Consider the following 24767-nt stretch of genomic DNA (forward strand, 5'->3'; position numbering starts at 1 on the left):
TTACGAGTTACCCCCGTGAGCCTTGACCAGGCCGAGTTGGTCGAACGTGCCGGTGAGAAGGACGTCGAGGGCCGCCATGCCGTCGGCGGGCTCGATAGAGGCTGCGCCGGCCCGGCTCATGCGTTCCTGGTACTCCTGCGAAGCGACGATGCCGACGCTGCCCCAGTAGCCCCAGTTCATGATCTTCACTGGGAGGGACAGTGCGGTCGCGAGCCGCCCGGCGTAGGCGTCCTCGAACACGGAGCCCGCGACGTAGTTGCTCTGCCCGGGGGCCTTGAGGAACGAGTTCATCGAGGAGAAGAACAGGACGAAGTCCAGGGGTTCGGTACCGAAGACCTGAGCCAGGCGCACGCTCACATCGACCTTGGCCGTGACTGCCGCCCGGAAGCGCCCCTCGTCCATTCGCTCCAGGCTCTGGTCGAGCAGGACGATCGCCGAGTGGACCACGCCGTGGATCTCCGGGTGGCTCTGCTTGATGGACTCATAGGCGCGCTGCAGCGACGCCCGGTCCGCCGCGTCGGCTCGTACATAGCGGGGCTCCGGCCCCAGCGTGCCCAGGCGCTGCAGCTTCTGGCGGATCGACGCGTCCTCTTCACGCCGGCCGATCCACACGACCTGTGCTCCGTAGGTACGGATCATGTGCTCGGTCCACGCCTCACCAATGCCGCCGGCACCGCCGATCACGACATAGGTACCGCCCTGCCGGTACGCCGGACGGCCGCCGGCCGCCGGCGTGGTGTCCTGGAGCGGGAGGAGAACCTGCCGGTACCAGCGCCTGCGCCGGTAGGCCCATACGCTGCCGCGCTCCTCGCAGGGCAGCGCTAAGAGTTCGTCCAGCGGCCAGTCCTGACCCTTGTCGAGGTCGGCGAGGCGCACGCTCCAGCCCGGGTACTCCTTGGCCACCGAGCCCAGCAGGCCGTGCAGGCCGGCGTGTGTCGGGTCGACGGTGTCGCTGCGCCGGACCTGCATGCTCTGCTCGGTCACGAGGGTCACGTCAAGGGCGTGGCGGCCGTAGCCGAGGCTCAGCAGTGCCTTCAGAACACGGAAGCAGGCGTAGAGACCGTCTTCCTGGGCCTCGACCAGCGCATCGTCCGTGACATCCGCCGGCGACTGCTGGGGAGCCAGCCAGATGAGGTGCCCGAGGGGCTCCAGCACCTTGTCGAGCCTCGCGGCCAGCGTCTCCACCGTGTCGGCGGGCCCGACGCCCAGACGCTCGGCCTCCGGGTGGACGGCTCGGATCCGCTGCCAGTGCTCCTCGCCGCCGCCGACCACGACGACGCGGCCGGAGGAAGCTCCGGGGCCGGGCAGGGCGGGCTTCGAGACGGCGTCCCAGACCGGCTTCAGCAGGATGTTCGTGTCGGCCGACGGTTCGGACGCAGGCACGGGTGCGGGCTCGGACGCCGCTGTCGGCGCGGCTGGCGCTGCCGGTTCCGCCACGGGGCCGGTGACGGCGGTCCCTTCGGGCTCGGCGGCCCGAGCAGCCGGGGCAGCGAGCCAGTAGCTCTGGCGGGCGAAGGGGTAGGTGGGGAGCGGGACGCGGCGGGGCCGGGCGTCCGGGTACAGCCGCGACCAGTCGACTGCCGTCCCGTTCACCCACAGGTCGGCGAGCCGCTCGCACTCCGCCCCGGGCAGCACGCCGCCCGGGCCGGCCTTCGGGAGCCGCGCCGTGCCTGTGCGGCGGCCCTTGGCGGCCCGTCCTGTGCTGACCCCGTCCGCCTGGCCGTCCTCGCCGTACCGGGTCAGCTTCTCCAGGAGCTCGCCGAGGGTCCTCGCGACGATCGCCAGACGCTGCGGCATGGCCTCACGGCCCACCTGCAGTGAGTGGGCCACGTCCCGCAGTTCCAGGGAGGGGTGTGTCCGGAGGTGGTCCCTGAGCCGGGTGGCCGCGGTCCTGAGCTGGTCGTCGCTCTTCGCCGACAGCGGGAAGACCCACGAGGCGTGGGGCGCCCGCGGCGCCGAGTCCTGGTGCCCCGGCTCGTACTCCTCCAGCACGAGGTGGGCGTTCGTGCCGCTGAAGCCGAAGGAGCTCACGGCGGCACGCCGTGCGGCGCCCGCCTCGGTCTTCCAGGGCACCAGGTCGGTGTTGACGTAGAACGGTGAGTTCTCCAGGTCGAAGTGCTCGTTGCGTTTGCTGAAGTTCAGCGTCGGCACCAAGTGCTTGTTCTGCATGCAGAGCACGGCCTTCTGGATCGAGGCGATGCCCGCGGCCGCGGAGGTGTGGCCGAGATTGCTCTTCACCGAACCGATGGCGCAGTAGCCGACCTTGTCGGTCTTCTCGCGGTAGACCGTGGCCAGGGCCTCCACCTCGATCGGGTCGCCCAGCTTGGTGCCCGTGCCGTGCATCTCGACGTAGCTGACGCTCGCGGGATCGATGCCGTGGCGCTCGTAGATGTCGCGTTCGAGCTCCATCTGGCTCACGACACTCGGGGCGGTGATGCCGTTGGTCCTCCCGTCCTGGTTGATGCCCGAGCCGAGGATGACGCCGTAGATGTGGTCGCCGTCGCGCTCGGCGTCGGCGAGCCGCTTCAGTACGAGGGCGCCCACGCCCTCGCCCGGTACGAAGCCGTCCGCGCCGTTGTCGAAGGTCTTGCAGCGGCCGTCCGGCGACAGCATCCCCGCGCCGCACATGCTGATGTACGCCTCGGGGCTCAGGTAGAGGGTGACACCGCCGACGAGAGCCATGTCGGTCTCGCCGCTCCGGAGCGCCTGAGCGGCGAGGTGCGTGGCGACGAGCGAGGAGGAGCAGGCCGTGTCCAGGGCGATGGCGGGGCCCTTGAGGTTCAGGAAGTAGGCGATGCGGGCGGCCGTGATGGCGTTGCTGTTGCTGGTGGCCGTACTCGTGACACCGCCCTGCTTCTGCATGAGCATGCCGTACTCATTGCTCATGATCCCCAGGTACACGCCGCACTTCTTGCCGCTCAGCCCCCGCGGGTCGTACCCGGCGTCCTCGAAGGCGTGGTAGGCCTCCTGCAGGAAGAGCCGCTGCTGCGGGTCCATCGCCTCGGCCTCGGCCGGCGGGATGTTGAAGAACAGCGGGTCGAAGACGTCGATGTCGTCGAGGAGCCCCATCCACTTGCAGTAGACCTTGCCCTTCTGGCCCGGGCGGGGGTCGAAGTACTGCTCGACGTCCCAGCGGGACTTCGGGATCTCGCTGACGCAGTCGCGCCCGCCCGCCAGGTTGCCCCAGTACTCGTCGAGATTCGCGGACTTCGGGTACTTGCCTGCCATGCCCACGATGGCGATCGCGTCACGGCGGCCCGGCGACGCGGGCGTCGAGGCGGGGGTGAGTGCCGCTTCGACGACGGGTTCCGGGGCGTGGACGGGCGGCGCCGCGGGGGCGGGCTCCAGCTCCGAGGCGGGTACCGGTGCGGATTCGGGTGCCGGTGCGCTTGCGGGTGTCGCGGCAGGCTTAGTCACGCCGCGAAAGGGACGCCTCTGAGAGGCGCCTCCCTTCCCCAACTCCTTGAAGATGCAGGCCGTCAGCTCCTGGATGGTCGGGTGGTCGTAGAGCCTGGTCGCCGCCAGGTCGAGTCCGTACTGCTTGTTGATCACCTTGATCCACTCCACACCGACGATGGAATCCAGGCCGAAATCGGTGAAGTTCCGGTCGAGATCGAGCTCGCTCTCCGACAGGTACAAGGCCTCCGCCAGGCTGCTCAGCAGACCGGCCTGGATCTCCTCCTCGGTGAAGACCACCCGGGCCTCGGCCTCGGAGTCGGTCACCGTCGGTCCGGCCGGTGTCTGTCGTGTCCCCGCAGTTCGGATCGGCAGGTTCCGCAGGTAGGACGCCAGCCGGCGCACCGTGGGCGTGTCATAGAGCCTGGTCGCCGCCAGGTCGAGCCCGTACTGCTTGTTGACCGCCTTGATCCACTCGACACCGACGATCGAGTCCAGGCCGAGATCGGTGAAGTTCGTGTCCGGGTCGATGTCCTCCGCCGCCATGTACAGGGCGTGGGCGAGGCTCGCCGCCAGCTCGTCGACGAGCGTCTCCTCGTCGGGAAGCGTCTCGTCGTCGCGAACGGTGACCGCCGCGTCGGCAGGAGCAGACGCGGGTTCCGGGCTCCCGACAGGTGCCGGACGGGAATCGCCGTCCCCGGCGGCGGGCGCTCCCACCGGCGCCGGCGTCACGGCCTGGGCGGCACGCGGCGCGGACACCGGCGCCGGGCGCGGTTCGTGGGAACCGCTGCCGAGCGGTGTGAGGCCGATGCCCTGCGGCTTCGCGACGGCACGCCCGCTGCCCAGAGGGGCAGGTGCGGGGATCGGCAGGGCCGCGGGGGCGGTGACGCGATCGACCGGTGCCGCCGGCCTCTCGACGACAGTCTCGGCCACCGGCGCGGCCGCCTCCGCCATGGCCGGGGTACTGCTTCCCGGGATCCAGAACCGCTTGCGGGCGAAGGGGTAGGTCGGCAGCGAGAGCCGGCGCGGCAGCGGAGCCGGGTAGAAGCTGCGCCAGTCGAACACAAGACCGCTGACCCACAGTTCGAGCAGCTTGCCGAACTTCCGCTTCCGTACCCAGGCCTCGATGGTCTGCGCCATGTCCTCGTCGTCGGCCAGCAACGACACCGCGTCCTGGGACCGCTTGGCCCGGCCCCGGTGGACCTCGCCGACGGTGTCCTTGCCGTCCACGTGGTCGTGCAGCCGGGCGATCAGTTCGGTCGCGGAGCCGGCGACGAACGCAAGGCGTTCGTCCAGATGCTCGCGCCCCGCCTGCAGGGTGAAAGCGATGCCGGGTACGTCGGCGTCACCGATGCGCTCCTCCTGTGCCCAGTCGAGCAGCAACTGCGCCTGCTCGCGCAACTGCTGCTCGTTCCGTGCGGAAAGCACGATGACGGATGCCAGCGGGGCCGCCTCGGTGCCGACCGCCGGGTCGGCAGCGGGGACGTGTTCCTCGACGATGACGTGGGCGTTCGAGCCTCCCGCGCCGAACGACGAGATGCCGGCGATGCGCGGGTACTCCCGAGCCCCGTCGGCCGTGGCGACGACCGGGCGCTGCCATTCCTCGAGTTCCTGCTGCACCCGGAACGGCGTCTCGCCGAAGTCGATGTGCGGGTTCAGCACCTCGGAGTTGAGCGAGGGCACGAGCTTGCCGTGCTTCAGTTGGAGCAGCACCTTCGTCAGGGCCGAGATGCCCGCGGCGCTCTCGGCGTGCCCGATGTTGCTCTTCACCGAGCCGATCGCGCAGAACTGCCGCTCGTCGGTGTGCCGGGAGAACGCCTTGGTGAGACCGGCGATCTCGATCGGGTCCCCGAGCGAGGTCCCGGTGCCGTGCGCCTCGACGTAGCTCACCGTGCGCGCGTCGACACCTGCCTTGTCGAGGGCGTGCGCGATCGCACTGCTCTGGGCGTTCGGGTTCGGCACCGTGTAGCCGTTGGTCCTGCCGCCGTGGTTCACGGCGGTGGACTTGATGACGCCGTAGATCCTGTCGTTGTCGGCGATCGCCCGGTCCAACGGTTTCAGCAGGACGGCGCCCACACCCTCGCCGGGCACATAGCCGTCGCCGCCCTTGCCGAAGCTCTCGCACCGTCCCTTGCTCGACGCGAAGCCGGTCTGTCCGAGGAGCAGGTACTTGGACGGGTGCAAGGACAGGTTGACGCCACCGGCGACGGCCACCTCGCAGTCGCCCGACCGCAGGCTCTGACAGGCGAGGTGCAGCGCCGTCAAGGACGAGGAGCACATGGTCTTCACCGTCATGCTCGGCCCCTGCCAGTCGCAGAAGTACGAGACGCGGTTGGCGATGTTCGCCGCGTTGCCCGGGATCATCTGGCCGTTCGCCAGCGCCTGTTCGGTCGCCCCGTACAGCTGGTACTCGTCGTACATCGCGCCCACGAACACACCGACGTTGCCGTCCACGCCGTTCGAGCGGTGCCGCTGCAGGTCCTGCCGCGTGTATCCGGCGTCCTGGAGCGTCTCGTAGACGCACTCCAGGAACAGGCGCTCCTGGGGGTCGGTGGCCTCGGCCTCGCGCGGCGACATGTTGAAGAACAGGGGGTCGAACTGGTCGACGTCCGCCAGGAACCCGCCCCACTTGCAGTACGTGGTGCCGGGCTTCGACCTGTCCTCGTCGTAGTACGCGCTGTGGTCCCAGCGTTCCCGGGGGACCTCCGTGATGCTGTCCCGGCCCTCGGCGAGGTTGTGCCAGAACTCGCGGAGGTTGCGAGCCTGCGGGTAGCGCCCGCCCAGGCCGATCACGGCGATGTCCGTGCCGCGCGGTGTGACGGCGGGGTGTACCGGCGCGGACGAAGCGGAGACTGCCGCGGGGCCCGGCTCCCGCGGCTTCTCCGTCTGCGTGACGGACGGGGCGGGGGCGGCCGCGCGGTCGATGCCCAGCAGTTCCCGCAGCCGGTCACCGTGCGCGCCGACCAGGTAGCCGGTCAGCTCCTCGATGTCCCGGTGCTCGAAGAACAGCGTCTTCGGCAGGCGCCCGAAGACCGCCTCCAACTCTGCGGTCAGGCTCATGGCCATCACCGAGTCGATGCCGTAACGCTCCAGCGGGAGGTCGGCCTCGATGCGGTGCGGGGGCACCTTGAGCACGCGGGAGAGCAGCGAGGTGACGTATGCGACGGCCTTGCCCTTCAGGCCCTCGTCCGGGCCCTCGGCCTGCCTCGCCGGCGTCGTGCCGGGAATGTCGGTGCTCACTGCTTCTTCCGTGTCCTCACCGGCATGCTGCATCGACAGCGCGTGCCTGATCCGGGCCTCGTCGCCGACGGCGACGAGCACTTGGTGATGGTTCGTCTGAAGGCTCCGGGAGAAGGCCTCGATCCCGTCGGTCCGCTCCAGAAGGGCGACCCCGTAGCGCTCGCGGAGCCGTGCTTCCGTCTCGGCGTCCGGGCGCATGACGCCCTCCGCCCACAGCGGCCAGTTCACGGACAGGGTGCGACCGCGGCGCCGTCCGGCCGCCACGAGGCCCTGCCGGTACTGCGCGTAGGCGTCCATGAAGGCGTTCGCCGTCGCGTAGTCGGCCTGGCCCACGTTGCCCGTGACGGCGGCGCCGGAGGAGAACGCCACGAAGAAGTCCAGGTCCACGTCCCTGGTCGCCTCGTCCAGGTTCACCAGGCCGCTCGCCTTCGGCGCGAGAACCTCGCGGAACTCACGGCCGGTCTTCTTCAGAACGAAGTTGTCCTCGATCACGCCGGCGCTGTGGATGACCCCGTGGAGACGCCCGGTACGGGCCACGACCCGCTCGACCAGGGCCTCGACACCCGCCCGGTCGGACACGTCGAGCTGGACGTACGAGACGTCCGCCCCCGGCGCCCGCAGCTCCTCCATGGTCCGCCGCGCCTGCCCGTTCTCCGGGGAGCGGCCGACCAGGACGAGGGTGGCGTCCTTCACCTGGCCGACGATCTCCTCGGCGAAGATCCGTCCGAGGCCGCCGAGGCCGCCGGTGATCAGGTAGACGCCACCGGTCCGCCAGGGCGAGCCGGGCAGGCCCGCCGCGGGCTCCTCGGCCCAGGACGGCACCTCGCGCCGGCCGTCGCGGTACCTGACCATCGGGTCGGCGAGGCTGCGCCGCTCGGCCGCGAGGAGCGCGTGCGGCGTGTCCGCGGACGCCGCGGCGTCGGCGACGACGACCTGTCCCGTGATCCTCGGGTTCTCCAGCTGGGCGGTCCTGAGCAGCGCGCCGAGGCCGGAGAGGACCAGCGACTCCGGTCGGTCCGCCAGCAGGATCTGTACGACGACCTCGATCCGGGTGCCGTCCTGAAGCAGCGCCTTGGTCTTCTCGAACACCTGGAGCGCGTAGTCGGCGTACCGGCCGTCGAGTCCGGCGGCCCGGGAGGCCAGCGTCAACACCTCGCACTGGGGGGCCGCCGCACCCGCCTCCGGCAGTGCGCCCTCCTCGGCGAACACCACGGCGGTCCGCGCGCCGGAGACCGACGAAGCGGACCCGGCCAGCGCACGCTCGCGCCACCGGGGGAACGCGATGACACACTCGTCCGCGCTCTCCTGCCGCAGGGCCCGCACAGAGAAGCCCTTCAAGCGGACCCTGACCTCGCCGGCGTCGTCGCACAGGTCGAGGTCGAAGCGGCGGGCGGAACCGTCCCGCGAGCCCTCGGCGCTGCGCCGGCCCCACACCCACAGGGCGGGTGTCAGGGCGCCGAACACCTCGACCCGGTCGACGCCGAACGGCAGCAGAACCTGGTGCGAGGCGTCCGGGTCCGCCGTCATCAGCCCCAGCGTGGCCTGCAGCGCCGCGTCCATCAGGCTCGGATGCAGGCGGTACTCGTCGAGGCCCTGCCGCGCGGCGACGGGGAGCACCAGACGGGCAAGGACCTGGTCCTCGCCGACGAGGAGGTGCTCGATGCCGCGGAACGAGTCGCCGTAGTCGATCCCCGCGGCCCGGAACGCCGCGTAGATCTCCGCGGCGTCGAGCCGCCGCACGCCGCACTCCGCCCGCAGCCGCGGCAGGTCGACGGGGTCGGCCGTGGCCGCGAAGGGCACGACGGCACCGGCGCTGAGCAGGACCGGGCCCGTGGTTGCCGCGTCCGTTCCGGTGCGCGTGGTGGCCGCGGTGCCGGCGTCGGCGTCCGCCGCGAAGATCTCGAACCGGACGGCGGACGCGTCGTCGGCCCGCAGCGCGACATGGAGGTCGCGCGGGCGCCCGCTCACCCGGAACGGCCGGGCCCAGAGCACGTCGGTGAGGGCGAACCCCGCCGAGCGCGCAGCGAAGTCCAGGCCGGCGTCGGCCGCGGCGGCGAGCGCCATCTCCAGGTACGCGACGCCGGGCAGGACCTGTTCGCCCCGCACCCGGTGGTCGGCGAGGAACGCCTCCTCACCCGTGAAGGCCGAGCTGTACCGCTGCCGTCCGAGCCCGGAGGTGTTGCGGTGCAGCAGGGGGTGCAGCACCGCCGTCGCAGCCACGCCGACGCCTGCCTCGGCAGCCTGTCGCGCCTCGACCCAGTAGCGCTCCTTGGCAAAGGGGTACGTGGGCAGCGGGATGCGGAAGGGCTTGTGCGGCGCGTACAGCCGGGGCCAGTCGACGGCGCAGCCTTCGGCCCAGGCCTGTGCGATGCCGCGGTGGTCCCCGGCCGCGATGAGCGCTCGGACCAGTTCCTTGCGCTCCTCGTCCTCCTCGTCCCAGGTCAGCTGATCCGGTACGCGTCCCAGGAAGAGCTCGGCATCGCCGTCGTGGCGCAGATGGGCGCGCAGTCCGCGGGCGACCGCGGCCAGGGAGTCCGCCGTGAACGCCAGTCTGAAGTCCAGGGCCGCCCGGCCGACTTGGAGCGAGAAGGCCAGGTCGGTCAGGCCGACTCCCGGCTCGTCCTCGACGAAGGCGAGCAGGTTCCGCGCCGCGCTGTCCAACTGCGCTTCGGTCTTTGCCGATATGACGACGACAACGGCCGCCGACCTGGTCGGTTCACGGTTGTCACGCATTGCGGTACTCCTCCAGCACGACGTGGGCGTTCGTTCCGCTGAATCCGAACGAGCTCACGGCAGCACGCCTCGGCTCTCGGCCGCGTTGCGGCTCCCAGGGGCGCAGGCGGGTGTTGACATGGAACGGGGAATTGTCGAAGTCGACATGCTCGTTGGGTGTCTCGAAGTTCAGGGACGGCACGAGCCTGCCGTGACGCATGCTGAGGAGGACCTTGTGCACCCCGGCCACCCCCGCCGCCGCCGAGGTGTGCCCGATGTTGCTCTTGACCGAGCCGATGGCGCAGGAGCCCGTGGGGACTCCGCGCTCGCGGTAGACGGTGCCCAGCGCGTCGAGCTCGATCGGGTCGCCGAGCTTCGTGCCCGTGCCGTGCATCTCCACGTAGCCGATGGACGCCGCGTCGATGCCGTGGCGGTCGTAGACCGTGCGGACCAGATCCATCTGGCTGTTGGCGCTGGGTGCAGTGATGCCGTTGGTCTTGCCGTCCTGGTTGGTGCCCGAGGCGACGACGACTCCGTAGATGTGGTCGTGATCGGCCTCGGCGTCGCTCAGGCGCTTGAGCACCAGGGCGCCGACCCCCTCGCCCGGCACGAAGCCGTCGGCGTCGTTGTCGAAGGACCTGCACCGGCCCTGCGGCGAGAGCATGCCCGCCTCGCTCATCCCCACGTACGTGTCCGGGAGGAGGTACAGCGCGACGCCTCCGACCAGCGCGATGTCGATCTCCTGGCTCGCCAGCGCCTGCTGCGCGAGGTGCAGCGCGACCAGCGAGGAGGAGCAGGCGGTGTCGATCGCGATCGCCGGGCCCTTGAGGTTGAGGAAGTAGGCGATGCGCGAGGCGGCGATGGCGTTGCTGCCGCTGGTCGCGGCGTTGGTCTCTGCGCCGTTGCGGAACACCAGGAAGCTGTACTCGTTGCCGCTGATGCCCAGGAAGACACCGCACTTCTTCTTGCTCAGGGACTGCGGGTCGTATCCCGCGTCCTCGAACGCGCTGTACGCCTCCTGCAGGAAGAGCCGCTGTTGCGGGTCGAGCCCCTCCGCCTCCAGGGGCGAGATGTTGAAGAACAGCGGGTCGAAGCAGTCCGCGTCCTCCAGGTACCCCATCGACTTGCAGGACGTCTTGCCCTTCTCGCCCGGGCGGGGGCTGTAGTACTGCTCGATGTCCCAGCGGGACGCAGGCACGTCACGGACGGAGTCGCGGCCGTCGCTGAGGTTGTCCCAGTACTGGCGGAGGTTCTCCGCGTCGGGATAGCGCCCGGACATTCCGATGACGGCCGCCCGATCGCCGGTAGGGATGGCCTGCGGCTCGGCCGACGCGGACGGCTGGACCGCTGCGGTCCGGACGACCGGCTCGGGCACGACCGGCTGCGGCACGACCGGCTCGGCCGGGGCGACCGGCTCGGCCGGGGCGACCGGCTCGGCCGGGGCGACCGGCTCGGCCGGGGCGACCGGCTCGGCCACGGGGATCTGAGTCTCCAGGAATCCCGCGAGTTCGCGCAGGGTCGGATAGTCGTACAACTGCGTCGCCGTGAGCGACGTGCCGTAGGTCCGGTTGAGGGACTTCACCCACTCCACGCCGACGATGGAGTCCAGACCCATCTCCAGGAAGCTGCGGCTGGCGTCGATCTCGCTCGGGTCGAGGAACAGGACCTCGGCCAAGCCGGTCCTCAGCTCGTCGACGAGGGCCGGCCTCGAGCGCTGCGGCCGGGCCTGAACCGGGGCGGCTTCGGGCTCGGCGAGAGCCGGCGGTCGGGGCTCGGGCTGCACGGGCGAGGGATGCTCGGGCTCGGGCTCGGGCTGCACGGGCTCGGGCTGCTCGGGTGTGGACTTCGCCAGCTCACCCTGCAGGAAGTCCGCGAACTCCCGTACCGAGGGGTGGTCATAGAGCCGCGTGGCCGTGAGAGCGGTGCCGTACTTCTTGTTCAGGGACTTGATCCACTCGACCCCGACGATGGAGTCGAGGCCCAGCTCGATGAAGTTGCGACCGAGGTCGATGTCGCCCTCCGGGAGGTACAGGGCCTCCGCGAGACCGGCCCGCAGTTCCTGCCGCAGCGTGCTCGTGGACTTCACCGGATCGCCCGTGGGCCGCCCCACGGGCGCGGGGGCCGCGGGCACGGGAACGGGGGCCGTGGGGGCTGGTCGCGCAGACGCGCCGCGTACGTCGTCGAGGCGGACGTTGCGTGGCTTGGCGACCGGGGACACGGGCCCGGAGACCGCGGCGCCCGGGCTCTGGAGCACGATCCGCCACCGTCCACCGGCCTGCGCCGAGGGCTCACGCACCGCCGGCTCGGCCACTGCGGGCTCCCGCACCGCAGGCGCGGCCTGCGTGGAACCCGAACGCCTCTGTGTGGCCCAGTGCCGCGTGCGTGCGAACGGGTAGCCGGGCAGAGTGATCAGGCGCGGCCGGTCGGCGACGAAGAGCTTCGGCCAGTCCGGAGAAGCACCCTGGCAGTACAGGTCGGCCAGGGCGGTGAGCACGTCCCGGTACCTGGCCGCAGGGACGCCCGGCGCCGCCGACTCGGTGAGCAGCGCCTGCGCCTGGATGTCGAGCAGCGAGCGGTCCTTGCGGTCGCGCGGCACCTCGCCACGGCGGACCGTCGGCCCCTGTTCTCCGCGTTCGGCCGCGGCCAGCGCGGCGATGGCGTCCTCGGGGCCGCTCACCACCAGCGCGCACCGGTGGGCGAAGTGGTGCCTGCCTTCGAGCAGGGTGTACGCGGCGTCACCCAGACGCGGGGCGTCGAAGTCCCCGTCCCGCAGGGCCTGTCCCAGTTCCCTGATCCGTTCGGTCAGCGCGTCGGGGGTCTTGGCGGACAGGACGAGGAGACGGGCCCGGGGCTCGGTGGCCGAGGCCGGGCGCGCACCGTCGCGGTGGCTCTCCACGACCATGTGGACGTTGGTCCCGCTCATGCCGAACGCGCTCACCGCGCCGAGCCTTGTCCCGTCGGGGCCCGCCTGCCAGGGCCTTGCCGTCTTGTTGACGTAGAAGGGGCTCTCCTGCCACGCCACATAGTCGCTGTCCTGCTCGCAGTGCAGGCTCGCGGGGATGACGCCGTGCCGCAGCGACTGGACGAGGGCGATCAGGCTGACCAGGCCGGAAGCGGCCAGGGTGTGGCCGACGTTGGGCTTCGTCGACGTCAGCGCGCAGTGGCCGACCTTGTCCGTGCGCTCCTTGAACACCTCGTTCAGCGCGTTCACCTCGACAGGGTCGCCGAGGCGGGTGCCGGTGCCGTGGGCGACGATGTGCTCGATGCGCTCGGGCTCGATCCCGTACCGCCGGTGGACGCTGCGGTACAGGTTCGCCTGGGCCGCTCCGTTGGGGGCGGTGATGCCGTTCGTACGGCCGTCGTAGTTCATGCCGCTGCCGCGGATGACGGCGAGGATGCGGTCGCCGTCCGCCTCGGCCTGCGACAGGCGCTTGAACACGACGACCGCGATCGCCTCGCCCAGGACCATGCCGTCCGCCCGCTGGTCGAAGGCGTGGCAGACACCGCTGTCGGACAGCATGCCCGCCTTGCTCGTCTCGGCGAACACACGGGACGTGGTCGCCAGGTTGACCCCGGCCACCACCGCGGCGTCGCACTCGCCGTTGCGCAGGCTCGTGCACGCCTGATGCGCGGCCGCGAGGCCCGAGGAGCAGGCGGTGTTGACGGCGAGCACGGGTCCCGAGAAGTCGAGATGGTACGCAAGTCGCGAAGCCGTGATCGCCTCGTGCTGCGCGGTGATGCTGCCCTCTCCCCGGGTCAGGCGCAGGTAGTCGCCCTGCTCGGCGCCGACGAACATGCCGATCTGGCCCTCGCGCAGCCGCCGTTCGCCGTAGCCGGCGTCCTCCAGGGCACGCCAGGCCTCCTGCAGCAGCAGCCGCTGTCGCGGGTCCATGCTCTGCGCCTCACGCGGCGATATCTCGAAGAAGGCGGGGTCGAACTCCGCGACACCCGGGACGAATCCGCAGCGAGTGCGCTCCGGGTCCTGGGCCTCGGGGTCGCTCCAGTCGGCGCGGCGGTCCTCGGGTACGGGCGAGAGCACGTCCCGGCCCTGTTCGAGAATGCTCCACAGCTCGTCCACCGACCGGGCCGCGGGGAAGCGGCCGCTCATACCGATGACGGCGATGGGCTCCGGGCCCGACCGGCCGCTCGGTGCGGGGACGGGCTGCGGCTCTGTCACGGTGACGCTCGCGGACCCGATGCCGACGGGGCTGCCGGGCCGCACCGCATAGCGCGCCCGCAGAGCGTCCCCGTGCTCCGCCACGAGGTACGTCACCAGCTTCCGCGGGGTGGGGTACGAGAAGAAGACCGATGGGAGCACGTCGAACCCGAAGTGCCCGCTCATCGTCTTGGCGAGCTTCGCCAGGTGCACGGAGTCGAAGCCGAGCTGCGAAAGACTCTCGTCGTCGTGGATCTGCTCACGGGGTATCCGGAGCATCTCTCCGATCATGGTTTCGAGGTCCGTCAGGACATGGGCGTCCACGGTATGGGCGTCGAGGTCCACGTGCTCCGTTCCAGGGACGTGCGCGGTGTGCGCGGCGTGCGGGGCGGGGGACTGTTCGGCGGGCTGCCGCGAGCCGGCGGGCGACGGGTCGACGCCGAGCAGGCTCCGTACCCGGCTTGGGTCGCCGACCATGACGAGGTGCTGGGTCGCGCCCTGCCCGAGGAGCCGCTCGAAGAGGGGGACCCCCTCGGCCTCTTCGAGCAGGCGCAGGCCGCTGGAGGCGAGGTACAGCTCGGCGCCCTGGGCGTCGTCGAAACCCATGCCGCCCCCGCGCCACAGCGGCCAGTTGACGGCCACGGTCGCGCCGGACAGCTCCCCTCGCCGCACTCGCTCGTCGCGGTGCCGGGCGTAGGCCGTCTGGAAGCGGTTGCCGACCGCGTAGTCGCAGCTGCCGAAGTCCCCGAGGACCGCCGATGTCGACGAGAAGTAACAGACGAACGCCAGGGGTTCGTCGGCCAGGACCTCGTCGAGCACGATCGTGCCCGTCACTTTGGAGGACACCCGGTCGACGAACGCCCGGGCGTCGTTGCCGAGCAGGCTGCCGCTGCCTGCGACGCCGGCGGCGTGGATGACACCGTCGATCGCCCCGAAGCCCTCCCGCGCCGCGCGCACGACCCCGGCCATGTCCTCCCGGTCCGCCACGTCGGCCCGGCCGTACAGGACCTGCCCGCCCAGCGACTCGATCCTGGCGATGCGCTGGTGCTTGTCGGCGTCCAGGGGAGAGCGGCCGGTCAGCACCAGGCGAGCGGAGCGGGTCCGTGCCAGGTGCTCGGCGAACAGCAGCCCCAGTCCGCCGAGACCGCCCGTGATGAGGTAGGTGCCGCCCCGCGCGAGCAGGTCCCTCCCGGCGCCGAGCGCGCTGGGCCGGACCCTGCTGACATGACGGGTTCCACCGCGGTACAGCACACTCGCGGGCCGCTCGGCGGCGAGCTCGTCCCACAGGCGCGCGAACCGGTCGGCCGCCTGGGCATCGGTGTCCCGGGCGTCCTCCAGGACCGCGACGTACTCCACGCCGGGCAGCACATGGGCGAGGGAGCGCTCGAAGCCGAGCCACGACTCCACGTGCGCCCGCTCGGTTCCGTCGCGGAACTCCCCTGCCTGGAGGATGCGCCGGACCGTCAACCGCGCCGTGGCGACGGCCTGCAGGATGTGCGCGGTGGTGGCGTACGAGTCCGGCCCCGGCCGCTCCTCCAGCGCCCACAGGTGCAGGAGGCCGTCAACATCGCCGTACCGCACCCGGATGTCCTCAAACGCGCGGACGAGGTCGCCCGGCTCCCGGGCATCGACCTCATAGGACCGGTCGGAGGGCTGCTCGAAGCCCTCGCCCCGCGCCACGAACACCAGCGTCGCCGAGGGGGCGAGGGTGCGCGCGGCGCGCGTGAGGTCTTCCTGGTCCGCCGGGTCGGTGCAGAGGCAGACCAGTGTCCGCGGCCCGTCGGCAGGGCGGGCGGGCAGCGGCGCGGGCTCCCAGGACTCCGTGAAGACGAGCAGGTCCGGGGCGTCGTCCGCACCGGTCGTGGCAACGGCGCCGGTCGCGGCGCCCGCCTGCGGCGCCGCCCCGCCCGCGGACAGCGCGGCCGTGGTACGGGAGGTGTCGATCCAGTAGCGGTCCCTGCCGAACGGATAGGTGGGCAGGGCGATGCGCGCCGGGGCCTTGCCGTCGTGGAGTACGGCCCAGTCGACGGTGACGCCCCTGACCCAGAGGTCGAGGACCTTCGCCAGGTCCCGTGCGGCGAGCGCGTCCGGCAGCCCCTCCTCGGCGGCGAGCCGTGCGAGGGCCTCGAAGTCTCCGACCGGCCTGCCGCGGACCAGGCCTGCGGTCTCTGCCGTGTCCGCGCAGAAGTCCCGCAGCCGTGCGAGCAGTTCCGGCATGGTGCGCACGACGACGCCGACGCGCTCCCGCATGTCCTCGCGTCCCACCTGCAGTGTGTACGCCAGCGAGGGCAGGTCGTCCGAGGAGAGACCCTTGCGCTCGATCCAGTCGACGAGTTGCCGCGCCTTCTCCCGCAGGCGCTCGGTGCTCCGGGCCGAGAGCGGCACGACGACGGGACCCCCAGGGGCGGCGACGGCGTCCGCCTCCGCCCTGAACTCCTCGATCACCAGGTGGGCGTTGGACCCGCCGGCGCCGAAGGAGGACAGGCCCGCGATCCTGGGGAGTTCCCGCTCCACCCCGTCGACCGTCACGACCGGCCGCTTCCAGTCGGCGAGCGTCTGCTGCACCGTAAAGGGCGTGCCGTCGAAGTCGATGTTCGGGTTGAGCTCCGAGGAGTGCAGCGAGGGGGCGAGCTTGCCGTGGCGCATCTGCAGCAGCACCTTCGTCAGGCCGGAGATGCCCGCCGCGCTCTCGCAGTGCCCGATGTTGCTCTTGACCGAGCCGATCGCGCAGAACCGGTCGTCCTGCGTGTGCTCCCGGAACGCCTTGACCAGGCCGGAGATCTCGATGGGGTCGCCGAGCGCGGTGCCGGTGCCGTGCGCCTCGATGTAGCTCACGGCGCGCGGGTCGACTCCGGCCTGCCGCCACGCGTCGGTGATGGAGCGGGCCTGTGCCAGGGGGCTGGGCACGGAGTAGCCGTTCGTCCTTCCGCCGTGGTTGACGGAGACGCCCTTGATGACGCCGTGGATGCGGTCCCCGTCGCGCAGCGCCGCCGCCAGCGGTTTCAGCAGGACGGCGCCCACGCCCTCACCTGGGACGTAGCCGTCGCCGCCGGCGCCGAAGCTCTCGCACCGGCCCTTGCCGGACACGAACTTGCCCTGACCCAGCATCAGGTACTTGTTCGGGTGCACCGACAGGTTCACGCCACCCGCGATCGCCACCTCACAGGTGCCCGACCGAAGGCTCTGGCAGGCGAGGTGGACGGCCGTCAGCGACGACGAGCACATCGTGTCGACGCTCATGCTCGGGCCCTGCAGATCGAAGTAGTACGAGACCCGGTTGGCGACGGCCGACGGGTTGCCGGACACGGCGACCGGGTTGCCCAGCACCTGCTCCTGCGCGCCGTAGAGCTGGTACTCCTCGTACATCACGCCGACGTACACGCCGACGTTCGGCGCCATGCCGTCGGCCGTGGGCGCGTTCAGCCGGGCCGGTGTGTAGCCGGCGTCCTCGACCGTCTCGTAGACGCACTGCAGAAAGAGCCGCTCCTGCGGGTCCATCAGTTCCGCTTCGGAGGGTGAGATGTGGAAGAACAGCGGGTCGAACTCGTCGACACCGTCAATGAATCCACCCCACTTGCTGTACGTCGTCCCCGGGGCGTCCCTGTCAGGGTCGAAGTACACGCCGTGGTCCCAGCGGTCCTTCGGTATCTCGGTGACGCAGTCGCGTCCTTCGGCGAGGTTGGTCCAGAACTCGTCGAGCGTACGGGCCTTCGGGTAGCGCCCGGACAGACCGATGATCGCGATGTCGAGCCCTTGCGGCTCGTCCTTCCGCCGGGCGGGCCGGGACGACGTGCGGTCCTGTGACGCGGGCCGGTCGGGCCGCGTCGACCACCGGCTCGACGCCAGCGGCTTGCGCCGCACGGCGGAGACGCGCGGGCGGGGCTTCGGAGCCGCTGCTGCCACAGTCTCCTCCGCCGGGGCCAGGAGCTGCACCAGCGCACTCCTGTGGTTCTCGACGAAATGCCGGGCGAGCTCGCGCAGGTTGCGGAACTCGAAGAAGAGCGTCTTCGACAGGGGTCCGAGGGCGGCTTCGAGCTCCGCCGTCATGGTCATCGCCATGACCGAGTCGATGCCGAAGCCCTCGAACGCCGCGTGGGCGTCGATCCGGCTGCCGGGCAGCTTGGTGGCCCGCGAGAGGAGACCCTTCAAGTAGGCGGTCGCCTTCTCTTCGAGCGTGTCGTTGTCGTAGTGCGTCACGAATTCGTCCCGACGGCGAAGGAAACAGGGAAGGTCTGTCGCGGTACAGGTGAGGCGGTGTCCGAGCCGTCCAGGGCGCGGCTGTGCTCGCCACCAGAGACCATCACCTGTCGGTGCGTGGAGCTGAGCGTCCGGTAGAACGCGGACACCCCGGCGGCGGTCTCCAGGGGGACGACGCCGTAGCGCGAGTGCAGTTCGGCCTGTGTCTGCGCCGGAACGTGCATGCCGCCCTCGGCCCACAGCGGCCAGTTGACGGACTGGCTCCGCCCGGAGCGCTCCCCGCGGGCGACCAGGTCCTGCCGGTGCCATGCGAAGGCGTCCATGAAGGCGTTGGCCGCGGCGTAGTCGACCTGGCCCACGTTCCCGGACGCTCCGGAGGTGGAGGAGAAGGTCACGAAGAAGTCGAGCGGCAGGGCCTGGGTCGCGGCGTCCAGATTCACCACGCCCGACACCTTCGGCGCGAGGACCTCGAGGAATTCCTCCGGCTGCTTCTTCAGGATGAAGGCGTCGCGCGTCACTCCGGCCCCGTGGATGACACCGTCGATCCGGCCGCACCTCTCCAGCGTCCGCGCGATCAGCGCGTCCGCCTCGGACCGGTTCGCCAGGTCGGCCTGCTCGTAGTACGCGGCGCCCGCTCCGGCCGCCGTCAGCTCCTCCAGTACGCCGTGCTTGTCCTGGTCCAGCGGGGACCGTCCGGTCAGGACCAGGGTCGCGTTCCCGGTCTGTGCGGCGATCTCCCGGGCGAAGACCAGGCCCAGTGCGCCCATCCCGCCGGTGATGAGATAGACCCCGTTCTCCTTCCAGGGAAGGGCGGCCGAGAACGTGGTGTCGTCCTCGGCCCAGGTCAGCACTTCGCGGCGTCCCGCCGTGTAGCGCACCATCGTGTCCTCGGGGCGGCCCCGGTTCTCCAGGATCCGCTCCACGGCCGTTTCCGCGGTGTCGGCACCGTCGAGCAGGACGACCTGCCCGGTGACGTTCGGGTTCTCGAGCCGGGCCGTGCGGAGCATCGCCGCGAGGCCGGAGAGCAGGAACGCGTCAGGGCCGTCGGCGATCACGATCTGCAGGTGGGTCCTGCCCGCCCCGCCCGGCACCACTGCCCGCAGACGGTCCAGGACCTGGAGAGCGTGGGCGGCGTAGCGCCCGTCCGGGGTCTCCTCCTGCGAGGTCAGTACGACGACGTCGCTCTCGCCCCTGCTGCGGAGCAGCGGGGCCACCTCGGGCAGCCCGACGACGAGCACGGCCCGCCCCTCCTCGCCCGACTCGGACGGCAGGTCGTGTACCGGCCGCTCCTGCCAGTGCGGGTACCGCAGAGTCGCTTCGCTCCCGGGGGTCCCACGCGTGGCCCGGCCGGATTCAGGGGCGTGCCCCGGCGGCTGCTCCAGGACGCGGAACGACAGGCCGCCGATGCGGACCCGCACCCGGCCGTGCTCGTCGGCCAGATCGATGTCGAGCCTGCGCGTTGCCGCGTCGCCCGGTTGCTCCGCGCTCGGGCGCACCCACGCCCACATGGCGGCCGTGCAGGCGTCCAGCACGAGGACGTCGTCGACGGCGAAAGGTACGGCGAGCCCGGCCGCGCGCTCCGCCGCAACCTCATGAGCCTGCGCTCCGAGTAGACCGGCGCAGGCCTGCACAGCGGCGTCGAGCAGGCTCGGGTGCAGCGTGAAGTCGTCCTCGGTGTCCTGGACCTCGGCGGGCAGAGCCAGCTGGGCCAGCGCCTGGTCACGCCCGGTCCAGATGTGCTGCACGCCCTGGTGGGCCGGGCCGTAGGCGATACCGGCCGCCCGGTAGAGCTCGTAGCACTGCTCGGCGGTGAGCCCGGGCAGGTCGCACGCCTCCCGCAGGGACGGGATGTCGAGCACGGTCTCCTCGACGTCTTCCACGAAGTAGAGGTCACCCTCGCTGTGCAGCGTGAGCTCACCATCGGTGTCCGGCTCTTGCGAGATGCTGTAGATCCGGAACCGGATGTCGCCCTCGGTGTCGGGGTGGAGTCCGATGTGCAGTACCCGCGGCTGGTCCGCCCGCACCGGCTGGGTCCACGCGATGTTGGCGAGCGCGACCGGCGCCGTGGGCGCGACGGATGCCTTGCAGGTGAGGCAGGCGGCGGCGACGGCCATCTCCAGGAACGCCGCGCCGGGCAGGACCCTGGAGCCCTGCACCACGTGATCGCGCAGGAAGAACTCCCGCCCGGTGAGGACGGACGTGAAGCGCTGCTCCTCGAAGTCCGAGGTGTTGGCCTGCACCAGCGGGTGCAGGCGGCCGATGCCCTGCGGGGCGGCCTGCCCGGCGAGGGGCTCGCCGTCGAAGGGGAAGCAGCGCTCGCGGGCGAAGGGATAGGTCGGCAGCGCGATGCGCCGGGGTGTGCGGGCGCCGTGGAGCAGCCGCCAGTCCAGCTGCACGCCGTTGGCCCACAGCTCGACCAGCTTGTCGTACTTCCCCTTGCCGGCCCAGGCCGCGATCATCGCGTCGAGGTCGGTGTCCGAGGCGAACAGCGTCAGGAGCGTGCTGTAGCCGGTGACCGTGGCTCGTACGACGTCGCCGCCGCCGGTGTCACCGGCGAGGAACTTCCGCAGCTTCGCGGCGAGATCGGACACGGACACGGCGAGTACGCCCAGGCGCTCGTCCATCGGCTCCCGCCCGACCTGCAACGTGTACGCGATGTCCGCGAGGCCGAACTCGGCGTGCGCCGGGCGTTCCAGCCACTCCAGGAGGTTCTCGGCCTGGGCCCGCAGGCGGTCCTCGGTCTGTGCCGACAGGGGCACGACGACGGTCCGGTCCGCCTCGTCGACGGGCTGCTCGGGTGTGTCGGCCACGTACTCCGCGATCACGACGTGCGCGTTCGAGCCCCCGGCTCCGAAGGAGGAGACGCCGGCGATGCGCGGCGCCGTGGTGCCGGACGCGTCGGAAGGCTCGGGCCTCGGCCACTCGGCAAGCTCCCGCTGCACGACGAACGGCGTCTGCGCGAAGTCGATGTTCGGGTTGAGCGTCTGCGCGTGCAACGACGGGGCGAGCTTGCCGTGCCGGAGCTGAAGCAGCACCTTGGTGATGCCGGCGATGCCGGCGGCGCTCTCGGCATGGCCGATGTTGCTCTTCACCGAGCCGATCGCGCAGAACTGCCGGTCGTCCGTGTGCTCGCCGAACGCCTTCGACAGTCCGGCGATCTCGATCGGGTCGCCCAGGGCCGTCCCCGTGCCGTGTGCCTCTATGTAGCTCACGGAGCGCGCGTCCACGTCTGCTGTCGCCAGTGCCCGGGCGATCACGTCGGCCTGGGCCTGCGGGTTCGGCACCGAGTAGCCGTTGGTCCTGCCGCCGTGGTTGACGGCCGTGCCCTTGATGACGCCGTAGATCCGGTCGCCGTCCGCGACGGCCTTCTCCAGCGGCTTGAGCAGGACGGCCCCCACGCCCTCACCGGGGACGTAGCCGTCGCCGCCGGCGCCGAAGCTCTCGCACCGGCCGTTGGTCGAGACGAACCTGCCCTGGCTGAGCAGCAGGTACTTGTTCGGGTGCAGCGAGAGGTTCACGCCGCCCGCGATCGCCATCTCGCAGTCGCCCCACTTCAGGCTCTGCGCGGCCAGGTGGACGGACGTCAGGGACGACGAGCACATCGTGTCGACACTCATGCTCGGGCCCTGCAGGTTGAAGTGGTGGGACACCCGATTCGCGATGGATGCGGGGTTGCCCGCCACGGCCAGTGGGGAGCCGCCCAGCTGCGACTGGGCGCCGTGGAGCTGGTACTCCTCGTACATGACTCCGACGAACACGCCCACGCGGCCGTCGAGGACGTTGCCGGTCCGGTTCCTGCCCGTGTCGCGGACGTAGCCGGCGTCCTCCAGCGTCTCGTGGACGCACTGGAGGAAGAGCCGCTCCTGCGGGTCCATGATCTCCGCCTCGCGGGGCGCGATGTGGAAGAACGTCGGGTCGAAGTCGTAGGCGCCGTCGAGGAATCCGCCCCACTTGCTGTACGTCTTGCCCGGCACGCCCTGTCCCGGGTCGAAGAAGCGGCCGTGGTCCCACCGGTCGCCCGGGACCTCCGTCACGCAGTCCTTGCCCGCAGCGAGGTTCTGCCAGAACTGATGGACGTCGCGGGCCTGCGGGTAGCGCCCCGCCAGCCCGATGATCGCGATGTCCCCGGCGCCCGCGGGAGCGTTCCCTGCCGGTCCCGGTTGCGGCCGCGTGACGATGCCGGTGCGCCAGGTACGGTCGCGGCCCGGCGCGGTCGGCGCCGCGGTGCCGCCTGCGGGGGCCTCGGATCCCCGCGGGCGGGGGCCCGCGACGGGCAGGAGCTCGTGCATGCGGTCCGGGTACGTCTCCAGGAAGTGGCGCGTCAGGGCATCGATGGTGCGGTGCTCGAAGAACAGCGTTTTCGGCAGCGACCCGAAGACCTCCTCCAGCGTGCGGGTCATCTCCATCGTCATCACGGAGTCGATGCCGTAGTCCTCCATCGGCGCCGCCGCGTCGATCTTCGCCGCGGGCAGGTTGATCGCCGTGGCCAGGAGTCTCTTGAAGTACCCCACGGCCTTGTGCGTGGTGTTCTCGTCCGGCTCACCCGCCGACGCCCCGGCCTCGCCGGGACCGGGGACCGGGTAGGTCTCCGGTGTCCTCGCCGGCGGGTCCGCGAGCAGGCCGGCCAGCAGGGTCCGCCGCAGCCGCGGCTTGTCGCCCGCCAGCACGAGCATCTGGTCGTGCTGCGAGGCCAGGGCGCGGTACAGGACCCGTATGCCGGTCCGGGTGGGGAGCGGAACGAGGCCGAAGCGTTCGCGCAGTGACTGTTCCGTCCCCGCGTCGATGTGCATGCCGCCGTCGGCCCACAGCGGCCAGCCGAGCGACAGCGTGCGGCCCTGGCGCTCGCCTCGCGCCACGCGCGCGTTGCGCTGGTGCGCGTAGGCGTCCATGAACGCGTTGGCCGCCGCATAGTCGGCCTGGCCCACGTTGCCGAGGGATCCGGCGACGGAGGAGAACGCGACCAGGAAGTCGAGGTCCGCGTCCTGCGTCGCCTCGTCCAGGTTCACGAGGCCCGCGACCTTCGGCGCGAGGACATCGGCGAACTCGGCCTCGTCCTTCTTGAGGATGAAGCTGTCCTTGATGACTCCGGCACTGTGCACGATGCCGTCGATCCGGCCGTGCGCCTCGCGGATCCTGTCGACGAGTGCCGTCACCTCGTCCCTGACGGCCACGTCGGCCTGCTCGTAGACTGCGATCGCGCCGAGTTGCCGCAGCTCCGCGAGCAGCTCGTCCTTGCGCTCGTCGCGCGGCGCACGGCCGGTGACGACGATGCGGGGCCCGCGCACCCGCGCGGCGATGTCCCGCGCGACGTGGGCGCCCAGGCTGCCGGTGCCACCCGTGATCAGGTAGACGCCGCCGTCCTTCCAGGGCACCGCGGGTGCCGCCGCGTCGTCCTCCTCGCGCCAGCGCAGCACCTCGCGCCGGCCGTCGCGGTAGCGGACACCGGTGTCCGACAGCGCGGCGCGGTCGGCCGTGACGTGGGACGCGGAGCGCTCCGGACCGTCCTGCGGATCGACGAGGACGAGTTGGCCGAGCAGCCTCGGGTTCTCCAGCTGGGCGGACTTCAGGACGGCGGCGAGCCCTGCCCATGAGGACGGCTCCGCGGCCGAGCCGACCAGCTGGACCCGGACGTCGTGCTGCGTGCGCTCGGCGAGGACGTCCTTGACCGCGGCGAAGACCTGCAGTGCGCAGTCGGTGTAGCGGGCGGCGACGCCCGGCTCCGGCGAGTCGAGGAGGACGACCTTCGCCGCGTCCCGCGACTCCAGGGCTGCCGCGACGTCGGGGAGCCCGGCGACCACTGCCAGGGCGGCGGGCGCGGCGTCGGCAGCCGGCTCGCGTTCCTTGGCGATCCAGTGCGGTACGGCGAGCAGTTCGGCGGTGGTCGCCTTGTCCGTGTGGGCACGCAGGGAGACGCCCTTGAGCCGAACGCGCAGCTGCCCTTCGTCGTCGTAGAGGTCGACGTCGAGGCGGCGGACCGCGTCGCTCCGCCCACCCGCGCCGTCGCGGACCCAGGCCCACATGGACGGCGTACACGGGCCGTGGATCTCCAGCTCGTCGAGCGCGAAGGGCAGCAGGAGCGGCGCCTCCTCGTCCCGCAGCGGCAGCATGCCCGCGCAGGTCTGGAGGGCGGAGTCCAGCAGAGTGGGATGCAGGCCGTAGTCGTCCAGGGTGCCCCGGACCGTGGGCGGCAGCACGAGTCGGCCGAGAACCTGGCCCTCGCCCGTCCACAGCCGTTCGATGCCGCGGTGTCCGGGGCCGTAGGCGATGCCGCGCGCGCGGAACGCCTCATACGTCTCCTCGGCCTCGAGTCCGGCGCCCCGGCAAGCGGAGCGCAGGCCCGTCAGATCGACGTGGGTGTCGCTGTCAGCGGGCTCGGCGGCCACGTGGACCAGGCCCTCGCTGTGGACGACCGGCTGGTCGGCGGGGTGCCCGTCCTCCCCTCCGAGGCTGAGGATCTCGAAGCCTATTTCGTCCTGGCTCCTGGGCAGCAGCCGCACATGGACGGTCGTGTCCTGGCCCCGCACCACGACGGGCCGCGTCCAGACGACGTTCCTGATGCTCAGCGCACCCGTCGGTGCATCGAGCGAGGCCGCCACCGCGGAGCGCGCGAGCTCCAGGCAGGCCGCGCCCGAGAGCACGCGCCGGCCCTGGACCTGATGGTCCTTCAGGAAGAACTCCTCGCCCGTGTAGACCGAGGTGAAGCGCTGCTCGTTCAGGCTGGAGGTGTTCGTGTGGAGCAGCGGGTGGAGCCGCCTCGGGCCCGCCGTGAGCTCGGCACCCGTGCCCGGGGACAGCCAGTAGCGCCTGCCCTGGAAGGGGTAGGTCGGCATCGGTATGCGGCGTGGCGCGGTGGCTGCGGTAGGGAGCCTGCTCCAGTCGAACACGAGGCCGGTGACCCACAGTTCGAGCAGCTTGCCGTACGTCCGGTCAGCGATCCAGCTGTCGAGGGACCGCGCCTGGTCCTCGTCGGGCGTGAACACCGCCAGGATGCCCTGCCGGTGCCCGACCCGCCCGCGGTACAGCTCGGCGACGCCTTCGTCGCCGTCGAGGAAGGCCCGCAGCCCGG

At 71.4% G+C, this 24767-nt stretch carries 3 protein-coding genes (1 of these 3 running past the window's edge); all 3 read right to left on the bottom strand.

Annotated elements, in window-relative coordinates:
* Tightly spaced (each overlapping or abutting the next), the 3 genes in view from ACZ4Z2_RS16870 to ACZ4Z2_RS16880 form a layout consistent with a single transcriptional unit that may run on beyond the window.
* Window positions 1–9369 (bottom strand): SDR family NAD(P)-dependent oxidoreductase, encoded by a 9369-nt coding sequence (locus ACZ4Z2_RS16870; protein ID WP_468076644.1) that lies wholly within the window; start codon window positions 9367–9369, stop codon window positions 1–3.
* A complete protein-coding gene (locus ACZ4Z2_RS16875; protein ID WP_468076646.1) occupies window positions 9362–17701 on the bottom strand; it encodes an SDR family NAD(P)-dependent oxidoreductase in 8340 nt (2779 codons plus the stop codon). Before ACZ4Z2_RS16875 ends, ACZ4Z2_RS16870 begins: the two co-directional genes overlap by 8 nt.
* Window positions 17698–24767 carry the 3' portion of an SDR family NAD(P)-dependent oxidoreductase gene (locus tag ACZ4Z2_RS16880; protein WP_468076648.1) on the bottom strand. Its footprint extends 6553 nt past the window's final position, so the window shows 7070 of its 13623 coding nt (coding positions 6554–13623); its start codon lies off the right edge, out of view; it ends in the stop codon at window positions 17698–17700. Before ACZ4Z2_RS16880 ends, ACZ4Z2_RS16875 begins: the two co-directional genes overlap by 4 nt.

Source organism: Streptomyces sp. NPDC030183 (assembly GCF_055573455.1).

Bases quoted from the DNA above. Each gene is read 5' to 3' on its own strand.
- ACZ4Z2_RS16870 (WP_468076644.1), bottom strand. From the start codon at position 9,369: ATGCGTGACAACCGTGAACCGACCAGGTCGGCGGCCGTTGTCGTCGTC.